Source organism: Halopseudomonas sp. SMJS2 (genome assembly GCF_029866945.1).
In the GTDB taxonomy this organism is placed as follows: Bacteria; Pseudomonadota; Gammaproteobacteria; order Pseudomonadales; family Pseudomonadaceae; genus Halopseudomonas; species Halopseudomonas bauzanensis.
In genome coordinates this window covers 887,692-907,984 of sequence record NZ_CP123445.1, presented here as the reverse complement: position 1 = coordinate 907,984, position 20,293 = coordinate 887,692, and the positions used below count along the sequence as shown (strand labels likewise).

The window sequence follows — 20,293 nt, the reverse complement described above, 5'->3', positions numbered from 1 at the left end:
GGTCAGAGGTCCAGAATCAGACGCTTACCTGCAGCACCACGGGAACAACAGGGGGTAAACCAGCCCTCCTCATCACGCTCCTGATCACTGAGCACCTGATCGCGGTGATCCACCTCACCTTCCAGTACTCGGGTAATACAGGCACCACAAATACCTTGCTCGCATGATGTACTGATCTCTACCCCTGCCTCCGCCAACACCGACACAATGGTGTCGTCTTCACCAATGGCGCATACCTGACCCGTGCTGGCTATCTGCACTTCAAAACCTGCATCGTCGCTGGTATCGATTTCCTTGGCACTGAAGAACTCGTAGTGAATACGATCCTCAGCCCAGCCAGCGGCCTTGGCAGTAGACAGTACAAAGTCAATAAAACCACCTGGGCCACAGACGTACAGGTGGGTATCATCAGACTGCTGCTGCAGTACAGTGGGCAGATCCAGCTTCTGCTCATCAGTGCCATCATCAAAGTGCAGATGCACTCGGTCAGCATAGTCAGCAGCCTGAATTTGCTCGCGGAAAGCCATACGATCCGGGCTGCGAGCGCAATAGTGCATGCTGAAAGCCACCTTGGTACGAGCCAAACGTTCAGCCATGCACAGGATCGGCGTTACCCCTATTCCTCCCGCCAGCAATAGCGAGTTTTTGGCGTTGGCGACCAGCGGAAACAGGTTACGTGGCCGGCTGATACGGATTTCTTGCCCCTCATGCAAGTCATCATGCACGGCGATGGAGCCACCCCGGGACACAGGATCACGCAGCACGCCAATCACATAACGATGCTGCTCTGAAGAGTCATTACATAACGAATATTGACGCAACAGGCCAGGCCGCACTTCCACATCGATATGCGAACCGGCACTGAACGGTGGCAGGCTACTGCCATCCACTGCTGCCAGCTCGAGGGTAACGATGTCCCGCGCCGCGACAGCCTTGCGTACGATTTTTACTTCAATTGCGGAGGTATCCATAATTTTTGTCCGTTATTGTGCCACTGCAGCCTGCTGTTCAATACGCGCCCGTATATCGGCGCGCAATTGATCCTTGCGCACCTTACCCGATGCGGTACGTGGAAAGTCCTCCAGCACGACCAACTCTTCAGGAATCTTTTGCCGTGCTACGCCGGTGTCACTGACCATCTCCACCATCTGTTGTAACGACAGCGTTTGCCCATCGCGGAGTATCACGTAGGCACACAGGGTTTCACCCAAACGCATATGCGGCATGGATACGACCGCAGCCTCGTGGATATGCGGCAGCTGATGCAGGATATCTTCCACTTCCTTGGCGCTGATTTTCTCTCCGCCACGGTTGATCAGATCCTTCTTGCGCCCGGTGATGACAATCGCATTGTTGCTGGTCAGACGGCCAAGATCACCCGTAGCAAAATACCCCTCAGCATCAAAACTGGCGGCGCTTTGCTCAGCATCGGCATAGCCAAGGAACATGGCTGCGCCCTTGATCATCAGTTCACCTTCCGCTCCCGCCGCCACCTCATGGCCTTCGTCATCCACCACCTTGACTTGGTAGCCATGTACCTCACCATCGGTGGTGGCTGCCAGCTCGAGTTGCTGTTCACCGACAAACCCCAGTGTTACCAGAGGCACTTCGCTGGAACCAAATACCCGAAAGGCACGGCAGCGTTCGAATACCTGAGCGGCGCGGTAGATCAGCGCCGGAGGCACTTCCGCTCCGCCGCAGGCAAAAGCCTGCAGGGAGGGTAGACGGCGGCCATGCTGCTCCGCCTGGGCCAGCAGCTCATGCAGGAAAGGCGTAGCTCCAAGGCTGACGGTTACCTGTTCACGGTCGATGGTCTCCAGTGCTTCGCGGGCATCCCAGCGGTCCATGAACACGGTACGGCTGGGCAAATAGAAAGGCAGCTCCAGGCCGCTTAATCCGGTTACGTGGGTCACCGGCGAGGCCATCAGCAAGGTACCGCCCTGCCCATGAGTCCAGTGCTCAAAGCCGCGTTTCAGACGTAACGGGCCCGTATTGTGTGAGTGCAATACTGCCTTGGGGCGCCCGGTGGTGCCGGAGGTATAGAGCACCAGTTTGACCCCATTGGCATCAACCTCTGGCAGACCCAGCACCGGCTCGGCTTCAGCCACCAGCGCAGCATAATCCAGCGCCTGGTTCTGCTCGCCCCGCACACAGCAGAGCAACTGCAGTTGCGGCAGATCCATCCGCAGGCGCTGCATCATCTCAGCAAAGTCAAAGCCACGGTAGCGTTGCGGGAAAAAGGCGGCCTTGACCCTGGCATCAGCCAGCATAAAGCTGACCTCGTTATCCCGGTAGATCGGCACAATGGGCACGATAACCAGGCCCAGCAGACTGGCCGCCAGATCAATCACCGCCGCCTCGCGCCAATTGGGCAGCTGAAAGCTGATCGCATCGCCTACCACCAGGCCGCGGCGCTGCAAAGCACCGGCCAACAACTGAGCCTCCTGTAGTAACTCTCCGACTGTGCAGGGCTGCCCTTCAAACACATGGGTAATACGCGCCGGCTCTTCGGCGGCGATCTCGGCCGCCATCTGCGCGACGGTCTTGTTCAGCCATTCCCCGCTGGCTTGCCCCTGTTCCAGCCGTTGCTGACTCAGTTCGGTGTTCCAGCCACTGATATCTTCTTTCATTATTGTTACCCCAATGAGCAGGCTCAGGCTGCCGTCAAACTCTGTTCTACAAAGCGCAGGAAGTGCTGATCACGGCCGCCGAACAGAGTGTTGAGCAACATTATCCGACGGAAGTAATGGCTGACATCCAGCTCCTCGGTAATCCCCAGCCCGCCATGCAGTTGCACCGCCTCGTTAGCTACCTGACGGGCCGCATCGCTGATATAGCTACGTGCACCGCTGACCAGCCGTGCACGTACGGCCACTGGCCCGGTCAATGCCTGTTGGGCGGCATCGGTCAGCGCCTGGGATTCCTGCTGCAGCAGATACAGTTCAGCCATGCGGTGCTGCAACGCCTGGTTCACCGCCAGCGGCTTACCGAATTGCTTGCGCACCTTGAGGTAGTCATTGGTCGTCTGCAGCAGAGCATTGATCATGCCGCAGGCCTCGGCACACAGGGCTACACTGGCCTCATCGAGTAGCAATTGCAGATTTTCTGCAACACTCAAGGCATTGTTCGGCGTGGCCAGCAACTCGACTTCCGCATTGTCGAAACTGACGCTGGCGGCGCCACGGCCATCCACCAGTCGCGCTGCGGTGCACTGCACACGGGGCTGGTCGGCCTTGACCAGACACAGGCGTAACTGACCTTGCGCATCCCCTACAGCGACCAGCAGACCATGGGCCGCATCGGCATGCATGACCAGCGGGATACGTCCACTAAGGCGGTTTTCTTCCAGTTGGCACAGCTGAGCATGTTCCAGTGCACAGCTCAGAATCATCTCGCCTGACGCCAGACCCGCGAGCAGACGCTCTCGTTGTTCATCGTTACCCAGCCGTGCTACCAACCGGGTAGCCAACACCCCGCTCATGAGCAAGGGCTCCTGTAACAGAGCCTGCCCGGCTACTTCCATCAGCGCACCGACCGCTGTCGCATCGCCATCCAGGCCATCGTTCTCAGCGGGCAGACACAATGAAAGAAAACCGAACTCGGCCAGTTCCGACCATACCTGCTGGCTGAAGCTGCCTTCTTTCTCCATCAGCGCCAGGCGCTGGAGAAAGCTGTAGTTATCTTCAACATAACGCTCCAGGCTATTGCGGAGCATGCCAATGGTTTCAATATCGGTTGTCATAGTCCCAGTACCACCTTGGCCAAAATGTTGCGCTGAACTTCCGAGGAGCCACCGAAGATGGTATTTGCCCGGTTGTACAGGTGCTCCTTAAGAATGCCACCGACATCATCCGCACCCAGCAGCGGCAGCCCCGGTATCGCATGCAATGCCGCGGTATCAAAGACCATGCCGGCTTCAGCCAAGGCGTCCACCAGTGTTTCACTGACCTGTTGATACAGCTCAGTACCGCGGATCTTGATCAATGAGGCCTCGCCACCGTTATCGCGCTTCTCATCCATTGCCAGTACGCCAGCATAGGAGGCCTGCTCCAATGCCAGGAAACGCAGCTCGAACTCACCAATACGGTTGCGCATCAGTGGTTGTTCCAGCAACGGACGACCATCAACGATGGTCTCTGCGGCATGTTTCTTCAGTCGATCCAGTACATGCCAGGCCTGGCCTACGATGGCACCTGCCGTACGCTCGTTCTGCAACAGGAACTTGGCGTAAGTCCAGCCAGCACCTTCTTCGCCCACCAGGTTCTCGGCGGGTACGATCACGTCTTCCAGCCAGACTTCATTGACATGTTGATAGCCATCCATGGTGTGGATCGGCTTGACCGTCACGCCGGGACTACGCATATCGATGAGCAGGAAGGAGATACCGCTCTGCGGCTTACCATCAGTACCGGTACGCACCAGGCAGAACAGCCAGTCGGCCCATTGGGCATAGGTTGTCCAGACTTTTTGGCCATTGACCAAATAATGGTCGCCATTGCGGACCGCGCGGGTGCGCAGGGCGGCCAGATCCGAGCCAGCGCCCGGCTCGGAATAACCCTGGGCCCAGAACTCCTCGGTCTTGACGATGCCGGGCAGAAAACGCTGTTTCTGCTGTTCACTGCCGAAGGTATAAATCACCGGTCCCACATACTTGACCCCGAATGGAATGATCCAGGGACAACCCAACCGGGCCAGTTCATCCTCGAAGACAAAGCGCTCCAGCGATGACCATTGCTGTCCGCCATACTGCTCTGGCCAATGCCCTACTGCCCAGCCCTTGCGCTCCAGCAGTTGCATCCATTGCAGATAATCCTGCCGGTCCAGCACCTGGTGCCGATGTGATTTGGCCTTGAGTTCGTCAGGCATTTCGTGTGCCACAAAATGCCGAACAGCCTCGCGCAGCTGCTGCGCTTTTTCCAGTAGTTGTGTGCTCATATTTTTTCTCGGGCTGTCAAAACGGCCCCCGCCCGTGCACCGGGCGGGGGAAACGGACTACTTGTCGAGCCCCAGGTACTTGTCCAGCGTCAGATGGTGATGGCGAATACGGCTCTCTTGATAGCTGGCCAGACTGACGGCACCTTTCTTCGAGGCCTTCAATCCTTTGGTCATCGCATCCAGGTTACTCATGTCCTGATCGAATACGGGCCCCAGCGCACCCAGCTCCGGCGCCTTGGAGAAGTCCAGATCATCAGGCAGTCGGTTCAGCCGCGCACCGGGAGGGCATGGCTCGTCCTTCTTGTGTCGACCCAGCAACCAGACATCGAACAGACAGCTTTCATGGTTATCGCCATCGGGGATGGCACGATAGACAATATTGCCGAAGTAACCTGCCCATATTTGGGTAGTAGGGAAAATCGAATAGAGGATGGCATCCTGCAGCTCAGCCAGCGTCACCTGCGACAGGTCGTCACCAGAGGCTTCAGAAAATATCTGACGGTTCAGCTCACCAATATATTCACGGGTAGTCATGCCCTCGGGCAGTACGTGCTTGCTGGCGTCGGAATCAGCCATACGCCCGGATTCCTCCAAAATGTCATGCAGAATCAGCGCCTCTTCCACATCACTCAGGTTGGAACTGGTCACTGCCATCGGCGTAACACTGCGGCTGATATTGTCGCCGTACATGTCATACTGACTGTCAATATCACCGGTAAAGGTCATGATCTGTGGGTGGGTAGCACGGGTATGCATGGACTCCATGAAGGCTTCCTGCGCCACCTTCCAGTTGCATGACATGCGGCGCTGCACATGGGCAATGGATACCGAACGATCCATACTGTAATCAGCAAAGTGCTCCGGCAGCACATCCAGATGTTCGCTCAGCGGTGCCGCATCCAGATCAGGGTTGATAAACACGAAACCAGCCCAGGTATCCACCTTGACCTGTGGCAACTTCATTTCACAGGGAGACATGTGTTTGAAGTCCCAGACGGTAGGCATCGACTTGAACTCGCCTTGCAAGTCCCAGGTGAAGCCATGAAAGGGACAGCGCAACTGGTTTACCGCGCCGCCGCCCATGCGTAGCGCGCGGCCGCGGTGCAGACAGGAGTTATGAAAACCACGAATCACATCGTCCTGGCCGCGCATGACAATAATCGACTGGTTGGCGATGTCATACACCACGTGGTCGCCCGGCTTCTGGATATCCTCGGCACGACAGACCATTTGCCAGGCTTTAGGCCACAGTTTTTCCACCTCAAGTTCATGGAACCAGCGGGAGCTGTAACGCTCTACCGACAGGTCTTCATCAGTGAAGCCTGGGTGGTTGGGTTGCAGCCGGTCGGGCACGGGTACCTTTTCTTCCTTCAGTAACTGCTGAAACAGGTTGGGGTTGCCGACATCTTCCGGCGGCAGCACCGTGAACTTGGCTTGTTTAAGATTGCTCATGATCTTGCCCTCTTTATTTTTATACGTAGGCCAATAGTTATGGCGCTTCCAGAATGGTGACCGCACTGACACCAGGCGCACCGTATACGTGGGTATAACCAAGGCGTGGCGCACCGGGAACCTGGCGCTGCCCAGCCTGTTGACGCAGTTGCTGACAGACTTCCACCACTTGCCGCAGTCCGGAGGCGCCGACCGGCTCACCATTGGCCAGACAGCCACCATCGGTATTCACCGGAAAACGCCCATCGATATCGGTTGCCCCCTCACGCAACAGCCGTTCCTGTTCGCCGTGCTCACAGAAGCCGTTCTCGGCAAGGTGAATAATTTCCGAGCCGCTGTCGGTATCCTGCAGCTGGATGACATCAATATCTTCGGGGCCGACTCCCGCTTCTTCGTAGGCGGCCCGGGACGCAGTCACCGTAGGGGCCGGCGCCATCTCCGCGGCCAACGCGGGACTGAACACCTCGAAGGAGCCATGGTGTCGGGTACGCATCACCGCTGCTCGCACCAGTACTGGGCGATCGGTATATCGATGGGCCTCGCTGGCGCGGCACAGCACAAGCGCCGCTCCACCTTCAGCAGGATTACAGAACATATACTTGCGCAGCGGCAGGTTCACCGGCATCGATTGGGCGATTTCGTCGTAGCTCAGCTCACGCCGACGCCAGGCATGGGGTGTGATGGAGCCATTACGAAAGGCGCGTTGGGCGACCCGCACCAGCGCATCCTCGGAAATACCATGCTCATGCATATAGCGCTGGGTTTTCAGGGCAAAAAACTGGGTGGTGAGCATCAGACCGGTTTCGCCGTACCAATCCTCCAGCCCCCAATCAGCAGGCCGTGGATTGAACGCCCCACGAGGATGTTTATCGAAGCCCACCGCCACACCGAGATCGGCAGTACCCGCCTGCAACGCCGAGACCACGCTGGCCAACGCACTGCCGCCAGTGGCACAGCCATTAGCGACGTTGATAAAGGGCAGTCCGGTAAGGCCAAGGTGGTTCGACAATGCATCCGCATTACCGGCATCCTGACTACCACCGTAGGCGATCCCAACTTGATCCCAGTTGACGTTGGCATCCTGCAATGCCTGACGCACCGCATAAGCGCCCTGCGCCTGGCCAGACATACCATCGGTACGCCCAAAGGGGTGCATACCGATGCCGATGATTGCGATCTGTTCCATCATTGCGTCTCCTGTACAGCACAGTCAGCGGGGGCAAAAGCAAAGGTGCGCAATTCGCGCCCCTCACTCTGGCCGTAACCCACCTCAACCAATTGCATGGGCATACCGATCTGCAACTGTTGCGGATCTGCGCAGGTCAAACGGCTCTCCACCTTGAGGCCACAGGGCAACTGGATATAACCCACACCGTAGGGCTGGAAGCTTTCTGCTGACTCACCGCTGTTATAGGGCGATTTGGGGAGAAATCCCTGGACAGTCCAGGACCAGAGCACACCCTGTCCACCAAGCGTGCATGCGCCAAGTTCAGTGCCGCAGCACCGGGTGCAACTGCTGGTCACTGGAAAATAATGCTCACTGCAGGACAGACAGCGGCTACCCAGCAATGCCGGTCCCGCCTCCCCCGAACCCAGTAGGTGCCCGGTCACCTGCTCTATAGATAGATTGCCGCTCATATATCCAATCCTGTTTTATTTAAACCAACTAGATTGTTTTTATAAAATAAAGCAAGCGATCGTCAGATTGACGCCGCTCTTTCCTGCCGTGCCTCATAGACCCGCTCGAACTGCGCCATAGCCGTTGCGACCAGTAACCCATGCAAGCGCTGCAAACGATCTCCTTGCAAGTAAGGCGCCGGGTTCATGGCCACACCCTGCAAGGAATGCATGATCAAGTCACGCAGTGCTTCACCCACTTCTCGCATATCCTCGTCAGCCCAGATCGGAAAACGCGTCACCATGCTGTGCGACATCCGCTCATCCAACGAGTTTTCCAACGGCTCCATCACTTCCTGCAGTTGCTCATCAGTACGCGCACCCCGTACCAGTTCCTGAAAAGCCAGGAATGACGGCTTCATGTAATAACTCTGCAACGCGGTAATGGTGTCACGCATACTCTCTTCGGCAGGGAAACTACCCGACTTCTGTGTCACCCCCCGAATTGCCTCGTCATATTCCTTTACCCGAATATCCGTGATGTGCTCAGCGGCAGCATTGAACACATCAGCTCGAGACTTGAAATGATGGGTCATGGCACCACGGGAAACCCCCGCTTGCTTGGCAATTTTCTCCGTGGTGGTCTGGCTATAACCGATATTGACCAGGCACAGCATGGTGGCATCCAGGATATGCATACGCATCAAATGACTTTTTTCAGCCTGCCAACTACCATGGCCCGCCTTGGAGCGGCGCCCTGGTCGACGGATGCTGGGTTTGACGATTGCACTCTGGCTTTCCATGAATTTTCCTTGCGCTTGGCCTTATTCGTACATGGCACAAATTAACATATCGGCTTACAGTATAGACCACAAACAAACAAACAGGTCTTTTATTTCAAGCAAGCTACGTCAGCTTTACTGAGTGCCCCGCATCCACAGTAACCACAGTGCCGCTCATGTAACTACCGGCGTTACTGGCCAGTAGCAGTAACGGTCCGTTCAATTCCTCATGCCGCCCCAGACGCTGAATAGGCAATACCGCAATTTCACGCTGACCAGCTTCCGACTCATAAAAGGGATTGGTCATTTCACTGGGAAAGTACCCCGGAGCAAGCGCATTGACACGAATACCATAGGGCATCAGATCCAGCGCCATGTACTGCGTCATATGAATCACAGCAGCCTTGGTGGTGCCATAATTGATGAATTTGGGCCGTGCCAAATGCCCGAGAATCGACGCGATATTGACAATACTGCCCGGCTTGCCCGCCGCGATCAGGCGCTTGGCCATTTCCTGGGCGACATAAAAGGGTCCGGACAGGTTAGCATCCACCAGCGAAGTCCACTGGTCGCGGGTCATTTCCTCGAACGCAGTCGGGTTGGACAGCCCAGCATTATTAACCAGCACATCGACTGGGCCGTACTGTTGCTGAATACTGGCAAACCCTTCCTTGATACTGTCCGGATCGGTTACGTCCATACTCAATGCCAGCGCCTGACCACCCGTATCCCGGATCTGCTGGGCAACTGCCGTAACTGGCTCCAGCCGCCGACCAACGCACACCACAGTGGCGCCAGCGCGCGACAGTGTGCTGGCGAAATGCTTACCCAGCCCGCTGCCTGCACCGGTTACTAAAGCCACCCGCCCCTTGAGAGAAAACTGTTCAATAACATCTTTCATTTATAATTGTCCTCATCTGATGACAAACGCCTTCAGATCAACCGTTCTGGGTGTTCCAACTGGCCGGCATAGAAGCGACAGAAGCGAGCTGCATCCGCACCATTGATTACCCGATGGTCATAGCTCAACGACAAGGGAACATAACGCCGAGTACTCACCTCACCGCCCACCAATACCACCCGCTCAAACTCACGGGTGATTCCAAGGATGGCCACTTCAGGCGCATTGATGATCGGAGTAAATGAAGTGCCACCAATGGAGCCAAGCGAACTGATGGTCATGCAACCACCCGACATCTCGCCAATCGGCAGCCCCTTGGCACGTGCCCGCGACGCTTTGTCGATCAGCTCATCGGTCAGTTCGCTCAGCGATTTCTTATCTGCATCCCGAATCACCGGTACCAGGAGTCCCTTATCAGTCTCCACCGCAATCCCGACGTTGAAGTACTGCTTCATTACCAACTGTTTGCCGTCGGACGAGATCGACGAATTGAAGACCGGGAACTCCTCCAGGGTGTTCACCAGTGCCTTGACCAGAAACGGCAACGACGTCAACTTACGTCCAATTTCCTTGCCGTAATCACGGCGAAACGCGTTCAGGGCATCCACCGGCGCTTCATCGTTATGTGTCACATGGGGAATCTGCGCCCAGTTACGCGCCAGGAAGGCTCCCGCATACTGTTGGTGGCGGGACAGCTCTGCCAGTTCGAATTCACCGAACTGGCTGAAGTCCACCTCCGGCATGGGCGGCAGCGTGGCTGGCCAGACTTTGGTGGGTGTGCTGCTCATCAAATCAGCTCTCCGATCACCGTGCCCACATCGTAGGTTTCGCCGGCTTCCTTGATGATGCGCAAGGTACCATCCGCCGGGGCCTCGATCTCCTGCACTGATTTTTCGCTTTCCAGTGCGTACAGAATGTCGCCCTTGCTTACCGTTGCACCGTCTGCCACCAACCACTCGGTCAGCAGCGCCTCGTTTACAGAAAAACCCAGCTTGGGGAGAAGAATTTCAGTAGCCATAAGATCATTCCATTCTGTTTTTTATTTAAGCGCTTCAAATACCGCATCGGTAATACGCTGCCTGGTTGGGATAAACTCATCCTCCAGCGCCTTGGAGAACGGTACCGGCGAACGTGCAGCCCCCACCCGAGCAACCGGCGCCTTGAGCTGACCAAACAGTTCCTTGTGTACCCGCGTGGCAATTTCTGCCCCGACGCCAAAGTCCACCTGAGCCTCGTGGGCTACCACCAGGCGCCCCGTCTTGGCCACCGAAGTCAGAATGGTGTCCATATCCAGCGGCGAGATGGTACGCAGATCAATAACCTCGACAGAGATATCCTGCTTCTCCAACTCCTGAGCCACCTGGTTCACTTCGACCATGGTGCGGCTATAGCTGACAACCGTCACATGACTGCCCTCGCGCACCACCTTGGCCTTGCCCAGCGGAATTCGCTCGCCCGGCACCGGAGCTTCGCCCAAGGCGAAGTACAGCGGCAGGCTTTCAATGAACAAGCAGGGGTCGTCGTCAAAAATGCATGACAGCAGCAAACCGTAGGCGTCAGCAGGATTTGAAGGTGCTACCACTTTCATCCCGGCCGTATGGGCAAACCAGGCTTCCAGGTAATCTGCATGCTGGCCACCGGTACCAAATCCAGCACCCGTTGTGGTGCGGATGGTTAATGGCACATGGGTTTGGCCGCCAGTCATGAAGCGCAGCTTGGCTGCATGGTTGACTACCTGATCCATGGCCACAGTCATGAAGTTCATCAACATGATTTCCGCTACCGGACGCATACCCGCCAGAGCACTACCCACCGCCGCACCCATGATCGCCTGCTCGGCAATCGGTGTGGATTTGACTCGGTCGGTCCCAAAGGCTTCACTCAAGCCTGCAGTGCACTTGAAAACTCCGCCACCCTCACGGTCAGCCACATCCTCACCCAGCACCAGAACCCTATCATCCAGTTGCATGGCATCATGCAGAGCCATATTGATCGCGACTGAACAGTTGATTTTTTTTGCCTTGCTCATGCGCTCACCTTCTCTGCATACACGTCGAGTGCCAATTCAGCTACATCCGGAAAGGGACTGGACAGACCAAACTCTACCGCCTCTTCGAATTCATCCCGGTTATTGTTCTCTATCGCGGCCAGCTCCTCATCGGAAGCGTGACCTTGCTCAATCAACCAGGCCCGAAAGCGCGGCATGGGATCGGCTGCAATGGCTGCATCCATTTCCGGCTTGGGGATGTAATGCCCGTCGTCACCTAGCAAATGACCGCGGAAGCGGAAGGTCTTGGCCTCCACCAATGTCGGCCCTTTTCCGGTACGAGCACGCTGAACAGCTTCATTGGCAGCCTTATACATGGCCACAGGGTCGTTGCCGTCGCACTGAATCCCGTGCATGCCATAGCCTATAGCCCGATCCACAATGGCTTTCGCACCAGTGCCGTATTCGTACTTGGTGTGTTCTGCATAGCCGTTGTTCTGGCAGACAAAAATAACTGGGAGGTTCCATACAGACGCGAGATTGAGTGCCTCATGGAAAGCGCCAATATTGCTGGCACCGTCACCGAAGTTGCATACAGTAACCTGATCAGTACCACGGATCTGTGCAGCCCAGGCCAGACCATTGGCAATCGGCAGTCCCGAACCCACCACGCCTGTGGTGACCGGCAAGCCGGACTCGAGATGCGTAATATGCATTGGACCGCCCTTTCCTTTACAGGTACCCGTCGCCTTACCCATGAACTCGGCGACAAAGGGTTTCAGGGGGATCCCTTTGGCCAACTGATCATGAATACCCCGGTAGGTGGTAATCACGTAATCATCTTTACGCAGATTCACGGACATTGCAGAGGGCACCACTTCCTGACCGCGGGTCGAATAATAGGGAGATGCAATTTTCCCGGCTTTGATAAGTTCGATAAAGCGATCATCTGCCGTCTTGATCAAATTCGCCTTGCGATATATCTCCAGCAGCTGCGACCTGTCAGGCGCTTTGGCATCAGTCATGGTTACCTCGCATTATTCACTTCTTGTTGACCCGAGCTGTCAGCAAAAAACCAAGGTTTAAAACCAACAGCGCTGTTTTTTTTAATACTAAACGCATCCCCTCTTTACTGCAAGCAAAGAATCACATCGAGGTTCGTGGCGGGCTCAGCTCTGAATGGGAGACATGACGAGAGCCAACATTTGCTCGCCTGAACGCCGCAAAGCACTGCCCCGCATAGCTATGGACAACCTAGGGCACCACTCATCCGAGAGGGCATTCATCGAATGCCGTTGTGATTCAGGGCAGTACATACTACCCATCTCAGTTTCCTGTATCAGTTAACCACTATAAAGCCTCGGGAACCGGTCCCTGGCTGAGGCTTTTTAATGGCGCACCGTGTACTTGGTTGGGTTATTGCGTCCGACACTCATTTGACACACGTTCAACCGCCGGTGGCTGCCAACTTCTGTCGAGCACCTGCTGCTTTGGGATATATAGGCGCATCATCAGATAGAAATCATCTTCCGCGGGTGTAGGCAACCAATTTACCTGCTGACCTTCCATCGGCTCCGTATGTTGCAACTGAATTACCACATCTCCTTCCGCATTGGCCATCAGCTCAGGCGTGCGATCACCAATAGAGTATCGATTGATCGAATTTTCTATCATGTAGCCTTGGTCGTTATACAGAGTTATTGACCAGAAACCTTTTGCAGGGTGCAGATCTTTCGATTTGAAGCTGATCCTATATACATTACATCCTTTCAATAGATCTCCCTCTGAGTCTGTGCGGGCGACGGGATAAATAGCCTCTTCAGGGATCGTTACGAATATTTGATCCTTGGCGACGGCGGCACGAAGCAGATAATTGTCATCGAATCGCGACCCGCTATAATTTGTCGTCCATCCATTATTGGACGCTCCCAAGTCGAGAGATTTTTGATTGATTAGCAATTGAGCGTCAGCCGCGGCTTGGCGCATACCATCCAGCGCAGAATCATCCAATCCTGCGATAGTAAAACCCTCGCGACTCAGGTTAATGGCTTGAAAGGAATCGATTAGGCTCGCTTCACCAGGTTGCGCCACCCAGTCGCGGAGGACATTGCCAAGTTGCGCATAGAAGCGAAGATTCTCATCGTATGCGTCTACGCCGGCGTCGAGCCGGATTTGTCTAGGTGCCTGCCGAGGGGCCGGCTTATTGGTGAGGTAGGCGCTATAAGGGCGCATCTGGATTTGATTCTGCAGACGATGCACTTCGGCATAATCTTGATCTGTTCCCGTTGCAAGGATTCGTCCAGCCAGGTCCAAATAGCGGGTAGATACATGAACGCCCAACATTCCCTCTGGAATCTCACCTTGATAATGTGGCCCGTACAGGAAGACAGGAGGCAGCTTTCCGCCATGGGTGCGCTGCCCAATGGAGTCGACCGTTGAAGAGTCGGAGCGATAGATCGAGTACGTATAATATCGGTCCTGAAAGTCGGGTGATTCAAGCACCCAAGGCTCATCCGACATATCAAACCAGCCTACAGTATAAATGGTATCGTTATTTACGCCTACGCCGTGGCGAAACTCAGGCCCCATGAGATAGCGCGCATTTCCGAGATGATTCAATGCAGCCGCCATACTGGGTTGTGGGCGCTTCACGAACGGATCATCTGGATTAGTGTGGGCCATACGAATTTTCGCCGCTTCGACAAGTGGGTACCCCCATATATAGGCACGAAACGCAAGAAGATATGGGTCGCTTGTCGTGCCGTCGAAAATATCGGCATTGGTGGACAACTGCGAGATACGTGAAAACTGTTCAGATGCTGTAGTTGTTTCAGTAAAGACCGGATGACTACCATACGCTGCTGGAGTACTAAATAGCAGTGCAAAAATGAGCATCCCAGAGCGGTAGTTTTGTTTTACCGGGAGCGACCACCGTTTGTTTATCATCGTTTGTATCCTTTAACAATAGTTCCTACATCTGGCAAATGCATGATCAACCCATACCAAAGCAGCCTAAGATATGAACCAAAGCTAACCGCACTATTTCTAATTAGCGTAAGCCCAGTTGCGAGCGCCATCCGCAAATAATGCCATTACACCTAGGTGCGCACACGGCACCATCATTTATAATGGCAGCCGAGGGGGGCTTTGGCCGTGCTGTGACTTTTGTATTCAAACCGCCCCGCCCCGGCATCGTTAGTGCTCCTGTAAAATAAAGGTGCCAGATGAGTCAATCCGGCTTTACGGCTGCGCGTTTCCAGCTTCAACTGCGCGAATCGGAGAAGGCTGCCAATCACCGGAAAGCAGCTCCGGGAGCGGCCCCTGGGCTCTCAGCGCGAGATAGAACGGGCCATCTGGTATAGGAAGATCATTTGAGCCACTAGCGTCCTTCGAAAGATGAATCACAATCGCACCATCTTTTTCTAGACGTAAATCAGGCGTGTTGCTTCCAACGAGATATTTGGAGTCTCTATTTGGTACCAACTCTTGGGTTTCGCGATCATACACAGTGACTGACCAAAAAAACTCGCTTGGAGGTGGCGTTTCAAAGCGCAACGTATATGCATACTTGGAGCCATCTAAAGGCGCCCCGGAGGCATCCTCGAAGTTTGTAAACGCAAAATTCTCTCTTCTTACATTTGCCCCTGTGCCCAACGTGTTTACCACCGCGCGGGTGAGGTAGTTGTGCCCAAAGCGTCCAAGATCCGCTACGTAACGCCACCCCCCACCAGCTGAAGTACCATGCGGCCCCAAGCTTCGTTTAATAACATCCTCCGCTTCATTAAAACCCTCGACAATTGCTTCTTTTGAAACTTTATCCTGGATAACCTCCTCTACAGAGCGGCCACCGCCCACGCCTAAGACCCCAAAGCCCGCAACATGAGCACGCTCAGTTCGCGAAACTCCGGCATGTTCGACGACCCAGTCAAGCACCTTGAGAAACGATGCAGGATCACCGTCCACTGCAGGCGTAGGATAGAGGTTTTCGTGAGGTTGCGTGCTTATTCCGTCGAGCACAAACTTTTCTTGTGTTTCTCGAGCAGCGGGTAGTTCCACGGTGCTCGATACTGCTACTCGCATCAATATCCACATATATGGCTGCGCAACTCGAAAAAGCGTCACATCCGCCGGCACTTCTCCCTGCCAGTCTGTAGGCGCAATTAAATACTTACCGCCTGCCGTCCCATGGGTGCGGGCGCTGATATTAGTTGCGTTACCATACATATCCAAAAAGTTGACGGTGTAATACCGCCCGCCTGTAGAGGGCACCGTTAAAAGAATTGGGCCGGCCGTAAGATCTAGATAAGCGTTTGAATATAAAGTATCAGCGTTCGGCGTCTTAAACACTTTATACCCCGGACCCGCTAAATCCCGACCGTGTTCAAAACGATTGAACCCTATATATGAAGGTGACTGGAGATCAATCGCCTGCTCATGCATCTGTTTATAAGTCAGTACAGCCGACCGTCCAAAGACTGCCGCTTCAAACGCCCTGCTCTTAAGCCAAATGCGCCTCGCTTTTTCATCAACGGGGAAAATGTCTTCACCCTGAGCTTCAAGCAGTTGGTCTGCTTTTGTTGCATCATAAATTCGCATTTCAGCCATTGATGATGCTGAAAGTAAGCAGAGCCCAATCAAAGAAACTGTTTTCAACATTACAACACCCCACCTTAAACTTGATTTTTCCAGAAAAAACACCCATTGAATCTGCATAAAACTTATGGTATTGCGCTAGTAGGTCTGGCACTTTGTGGCTCTCGGTCCTTCAAGTACGCGCAGCCAATGCGCCATTCCATTGCCCAAGCATTCCTTACCTCGCTCTCCGACTCTTCCTTACCACAAGGGGTCGCGTAGAACATAATTCAGCGCCACCAAAACAGCGCCCCCCCTTACAACAAGAAAGATAACTTAATGGAGAGGTCTGCTGTTTAGCTATCATGCGCATAATTCACTCTGAGCGACGGGTCGTTACTTGTCAGGTATTAGTTAAACTGCAAGTCTCACCCTCAGGAAGCGACGACCTTACTGTTCCCGCCGCTGGAGCAGATACGGCAGCTCGTTTAATGAAATACTTATCATTGAGCAAGAAGTGAGACAGGGCCGGAATAAGAATAAGCGCACCCAGCATATTCCACAAAAACATAAAGGTCAGAAGTATACCCATATCTGCTTGAAACTTGATGGGCGACCAGACCCATGTGGCGACTCCCGCAGCCATAGTAACACCGATCAATGCCACCACTCTTCCAGTAAACATCAAAGCGCTACGATAAGATTGCGACAGACTATAGCCAGCGCGTTGATGGCCGAGTTGTACATTTAAAAGATATAGAGCGTAGTCAATACCTACTCCAACACCCAGCGCAATGACGGGAAGAGTGGATACCTTTATACCTATATCCAGCCAGACCATGATACTCTCAGCCAGGAAGGAAGTGATGATTAAAGGGACCATCGCTACCACCACCGCTCGCCAACTGCGGAAGGTGATGAAGCAGAGCACCGCTGTAACCACGTAAAGCACCGCCAATATTTTTACGTTTGCTTTCCTCACCACTATATTAGTGACAGCTTGAATTCCTGCCGTGCCAGCCGCAGGGAGGAACTGCAGCCCTGGCTGGTTATGCTCTGCAGCGAAAGCTTCCACCTCATCCAATACTCGACTGAGAGTGTCAGCCTTGTGATCAGACAAATAAGCCACTAAAGGCGCAACAGAGCATTTAGTATTGAACGCGCCCGGATTGTCCGCACTAATACGCTGCACAGCCGTGCCGACGGCGTTGCTCTGGTTGTATAGCGATGCCCATTTAGGGTTCCCCTCGTTTGTTCCTTGCAATCCTCGAACGACCTGGTCGTAGAATGAAGACGTTGCCTGCACGCCAGGGACATGCTCAAGTGCCCACGCAAGCCTGCCGGTTTCCAATAGAGTTTCGTACGCCGCACAACCCCCTTCTTCTGTTTTAACTATTACCGCAAACTGGTCTGAGGACATCCCATAGTTAGCGTTTATATAAGCGTTATCTTGATTGTAACGAGAGTCTGGGCGTAGCTCAGGCGCTCCAGCATCAAGATCACCTATCTTGACTTGAAAGCTTACAGCAAAGGCTATAACGCCTACGGTAAGCCCAATCATCACCGCCGCCGTTGCACGAGGCCGAACTGTAAAACTTGAGAAGAAGTTCCAAAAACTGGCCATCAAGCCAACTTCAGATAGATTAGTGTCTTTCTGAATACTGCGTACGGCCGCGCGCCGGTCTACGCCAACATACGATAAGGCTACTGGAATTAGAATCAACTTGGTTAGAATCAATATTGAGACACCTATACTCGTGGCGAATGCCAAGTCTCGAATCACGGGTATATCAATGAGCATCAGTACTGCGAAACCAACTACATTGGCCAACAGTGCGGTCAACCCCGCCAAGAACAAACGACGAAAGGTATATCTAGCCGCGACGTACCGATGGGTTCCTCTCCCAATATCCTGCATAATCCCGTTCATCTTCTGTGCGCCATGGGAAAGACCTATCGCAAACACTAAAAATGGAACTAAGATTGAAAAAGGATCTAGTACAAACCCTAATAACTTCATTACACCAAGGAGCCAGACAACGCCTAACAAAGAAACAGATACAAGTAATAATGTGCTTCGTACGCAGCGAGTAAACAAAAACACAAATAAAGAGGCAATCAGTACCGAGATAGCAAAGTAACTCATGACTTGCCAAAGGCCTTCGATCAGATCACCAGCTACTTTGGCAAACCCAATGATACGAATGTTTACGTGCTCATTTCCGAGGGATCTAACATTAGCTTCCAGTTCACGCGAAAGCTTAAAATAGTCTAAATCTTCCTTGTTGTCTGGATACACGTCGAGCAGAGGCGCTACTATTGCACTTGATTGATAATTGCTTGCTACCAGTTGCCCAACAACGCCCGCTCTGGCGATATTCACTCGCAGCGCATCTATTGCCTGCGGCGAACCGTCAAAGCGGTCCGGCATAAGAGGTCCGCTATCATAACCGATTTCGGTGACTTCAGACCAACGTACTGTGGGAGACCAAAGAGACTTAACCCACGGCCGATCTACACCACGGAGTGTAGACACCGCGTCATTCACTTTTCTCAGCGTCTCTAAATATTCCGGATCAAAAACATCTCCCTGTTTTGCCTCAACAACTATTCGAATAGTGTTGCCAAGGCCTTTGAGCTCATCTCGATTTTCCAAGAAATTTTTTATGTAGGAATGCCCTGTTGGGATCATCCTATCAAAACTCGCGTTTATCTTCAGATCGAGTGCATGCTTCCCCAGAAAAAGAGTCAACGCAAAAAAACCAAGCAGCAGAAGCGCACGATTGTTGAAAACGAATCGCTCCAATATCCCACCGGTAGACTCATCAAATTTTCTGGGATCAGTGATAACAGGGAAGTCGTTCTGGTTATGCTGCCGTACTCCGGCCATTTCTATGTACTCCAGTTTGTTGATCAATCGGCCTAATGCAGCTTGACCGAACGGGCCCCGTTTGCACCCACAAGTAACAGGGTGTCGGCATTAACTTGGCTAATAGCGCTCAGCGCAACACGTCGTTCATCAGAGAATGGTTTAAACCGAGCATGTCTTGCATCACCAACTACCATTTCTCCATCGCTCGCTGCTAAAATAGCGCGCCCGTCTTGCAGAAACTGGCCATCGACAATGCCACTGCGCAACCCAGTCTCAACATGAGACCAAGTTTCTCCTCTATCCCCAGAAAAAAAAGCCTGCCCGCGTAACCCATAAGCTACTAGCGTTCTATTGTTCCCAGCGAGACCGAAAAAGCTCCCTTCGTAGGGTGTGTCAAGTGCCAAAAATCTGTCTTGCTCACGATCGAGACGAAGTAACAGACCGAGTTCCCCTGCGATATATATATCCGTCCCCACCCGCTCAATGGAAAAAAAACTATAGGACATAGGGTTATCAGTACGGTCTACCCAAGGCTCCCAGGTTTCTCCGCCATCGGAGGTTTTTAGAATCAAATTAAAAGCGCCGACTACCCAGCCGTTATGCTCATCTTCAAAAAAAACATCTAAGAAGGGTTTATCAGCTCCCTCATCTTGAAAGCGCTGAGATTCTGCGAGTGCTCTTTCGGCCTTTTCGTTATTAGAGTCTTGAGCAAGCGCACGCTCATAAAAGCTAACAAGAATATCGCCGTAAGTTCTCCCATTAAGGACCATTTCCCAGTTGACGCCACCGTCAGTAGTTTTGAGTACGACTCCGTCGTGCCCAACGGCCCAGCCGTGGTCTTGATCGCTAAAGGCCACTGCCACCAAATCTGAACTAACCGGCACCAGTGCTTGTGTCCAATCAGAACCTAGATTGTCGGTATATAAAATGTGGCCACGCTCTCCTACCACCACTACCCGACCACCCGGAGCGGTTACAACGTCCGTCAGCCGGCTCATAATCGCACGATGCGAAAATTCAGCCGGCTTATCCAAAGGATAAATAACGTTGATTTCAGCCGCATTGTTTGTCATCGACAGGGCCATAATGATTGCCGCTGTGCCAAACTTAAATTTAGACATAAAAACTCCAGTCCGGTTAAGCTGCAGGCGTTCAAATCCTGCAACTTACCAAAA

The 20,293-nt window shown here is 53.6% G+C and carries 17 protein-coding genes; all 17 read right to left on the bottom strand.

Annotation, left to right across the window (positions count from 1 at the left end):
- Window positions 1–2: 2 nt before the first annotated feature.
- The 17 genes from QAO71_RS04410 to QAO71_RS04330 all read right to left on the bottom strand — a co-directional run bounded on the left by QAO71_RS04410 (window position 3) and on the right by QAO71_RS04330 (window position 20,239).
- The gene (locus tag QAO71_RS04410; protein ID WP_280165350.1) at window positions 3–971 is read right to left on the bottom strand and encodes a PDR/VanB family oxidoreductase; all 969 of its coding nucleotides are present in this window, start codon (window positions 969–971) and stop codon (window positions 3–5) included.
- 12 nt (window positions 972–983) lie between these two features.
- Entirely contained in the window at window positions 984–2,630 is a 1,647-nt protein-coding gene (locus QAO71_RS04405) for an AMP-binding protein (protein ID WP_280165349.1), read from the bottom strand.
- 23 nt (window positions 2,631–2,653) lie between these two features.
- Window positions 2,654–3,742 (bottom strand): acyl-CoA dehydrogenase family protein, encoded by a 1,089-nt coding sequence (locus QAO71_RS04400; protein WP_280165348.1) that lies wholly within the window; start codon window positions 3,740–3,742, stop codon window positions 2,654–2,656.
- A complete protein-coding gene (locus QAO71_RS04395) occupies window positions 3,739–4,935 on the bottom strand; it encodes an acyl-CoA dehydrogenase family protein (RefSeq protein ID WP_280165347.1) in 1,197 nt (398 codons plus the stop codon). The genes QAO71_RS04400 and QAO71_RS04395 overlap by 4 nt, the downstream gene beginning before the upstream one ends.
- Window positions 4,936–4,992: 57 nt before the next feature.
- Window positions 4,993–6,387, bottom strand: coding sequence for an aromatic ring-hydroxylating dioxygenase subunit alpha (locus tag QAO71_RS04390; RefSeq protein ID WP_280165346.1), 1,395 nt, complete (start codon window positions 6,385–6,387; stop codon window positions 4,993–4,995).
- 37 nt (window positions 6,388–6,424) lie between these two features.
- Entirely contained in the window at window positions 6,425–7,576 is a 1,152-nt protein-coding gene (locus QAO71_RS04385) for a thiolase family protein (RefSeq protein ID WP_280165345.1), read from the bottom strand.
- Window positions 7,573–8,025: an OB-fold domain-containing protein gene (locus QAO71_RS04380; protein ID WP_280165344.1), complete on the bottom strand. Its 453-nt coding sequence runs from the start codon at window positions 8,023–8,025 to the stop codon at window positions 7,573–7,575. The genes QAO71_RS04385 and QAO71_RS04380 overlap by 4 nt, the downstream gene beginning before the upstream one ends.
- A 62-nt stretch (window positions 8,026–8,087) precedes the next feature.
- On the bottom strand, window positions 8,088–8,807 hold the full coding sequence (locus QAO71_RS04375; protein ID WP_280165343.1) for a helix-turn-helix domain-containing protein: 720 nt from the start codon (window positions 8,805–8,807) through the stop codon (window positions 8,088–8,090).
- 103 nt (window positions 8,808–8,910) lie between these two features.
- The gene (locus QAO71_RS04370) at window positions 8,911–9,687 is read right to left on the bottom strand and encodes an SDR family NAD(P)-dependent oxidoreductase (protein ID WP_280165342.1); all 777 of its coding nucleotides are present in this window, start codon (window positions 9,685–9,687) and stop codon (window positions 8,911–8,913) included.
- A gap of 32 nt (window positions 9,688–9,719) precedes the next feature.
- Window positions 9,720–10,475 carry a 2-oxo acid dehydrogenase subunit E2 gene (locus QAO71_RS04365; protein WP_280165341.1) on the bottom strand — a complete coding sequence of 252 codons (756 nt, stop codon included), beginning with the start codon at window positions 10,473–10,475 and terminating at the stop codon, window positions 9,720–9,722.
- Window positions 10,475–10,705, bottom strand: coding sequence for a lipoyl domain-containing protein (locus QAO71_RS04360; RefSeq protein WP_280165340.1), 231 nt, complete (start codon window positions 10,703–10,705; stop codon window positions 10,475–10,477). Before QAO71_RS04360 ends, QAO71_RS04365 begins: the two co-directional genes overlap by 1 nt.
- 21 nt (window positions 10,706–10,726) lie before the next feature.
- Window positions 10,727–11,716, bottom strand: a complete 990-nt coding sequence (locus tag QAO71_RS04355; RefSeq protein ID WP_280165339.1) for an alpha-ketoacid dehydrogenase subunit beta — start codon at window positions 11,714–11,716, stop codon at window positions 10,727–10,729.
- Window positions 11,713–12,699 carry a thiamine pyrophosphate-dependent dehydrogenase E1 component subunit alpha gene (locus tag QAO71_RS04350; RefSeq protein ID WP_280165338.1) on the bottom strand — a complete coding sequence of 329 codons (987 nt, stop codon included), beginning with the start codon at window positions 12,697–12,699 and terminating at the stop codon, window positions 11,713–11,715. The genes QAO71_RS04355 and QAO71_RS04350 overlap by 4 nt, the downstream gene beginning before the upstream one ends.
- 391 nt (window positions 12,700–13,090) lie before the next feature.
- Entirely contained in the window at window positions 13,091–14,620 is a 1,530-nt protein-coding gene (locus QAO71_RS04345; RefSeq protein WP_280165337.1) for a DUF1214 domain-containing protein, read from the bottom strand.
- A gap of 294 nt (window positions 14,621–14,914) precedes the next feature.
- On the bottom strand, window positions 14,915–16,330 hold the full coding sequence (locus tag QAO71_RS04340) for a DUF1254 domain-containing protein (RefSeq protein WP_280165336.1): 1,416 nt from the start codon (window positions 16,328–16,330) through the stop codon (window positions 14,915–14,917).
- Window positions 16,331–16,649: 319 nt separating this feature from the next.
- Window positions 16,650–19,163: an MMPL family transporter gene (locus QAO71_RS04335; RefSeq protein ID WP_280165335.1), complete on the bottom strand. Its 2,514-nt coding sequence runs from the start codon at window positions 19,161–19,163 to the stop codon at window positions 16,650–16,652.
- A 5-nt stretch (window positions 19,164–19,168) separates the two neighbouring features.
- Entirely contained in the window at window positions 19,169–20,239 is a 1,071-nt protein-coding gene (locus QAO71_RS04330; RefSeq protein WP_280165334.1) for a YCF48-related protein, read from the bottom strand.
- Window positions 20,240–20,293: the final 54 nt, after the last annotated feature.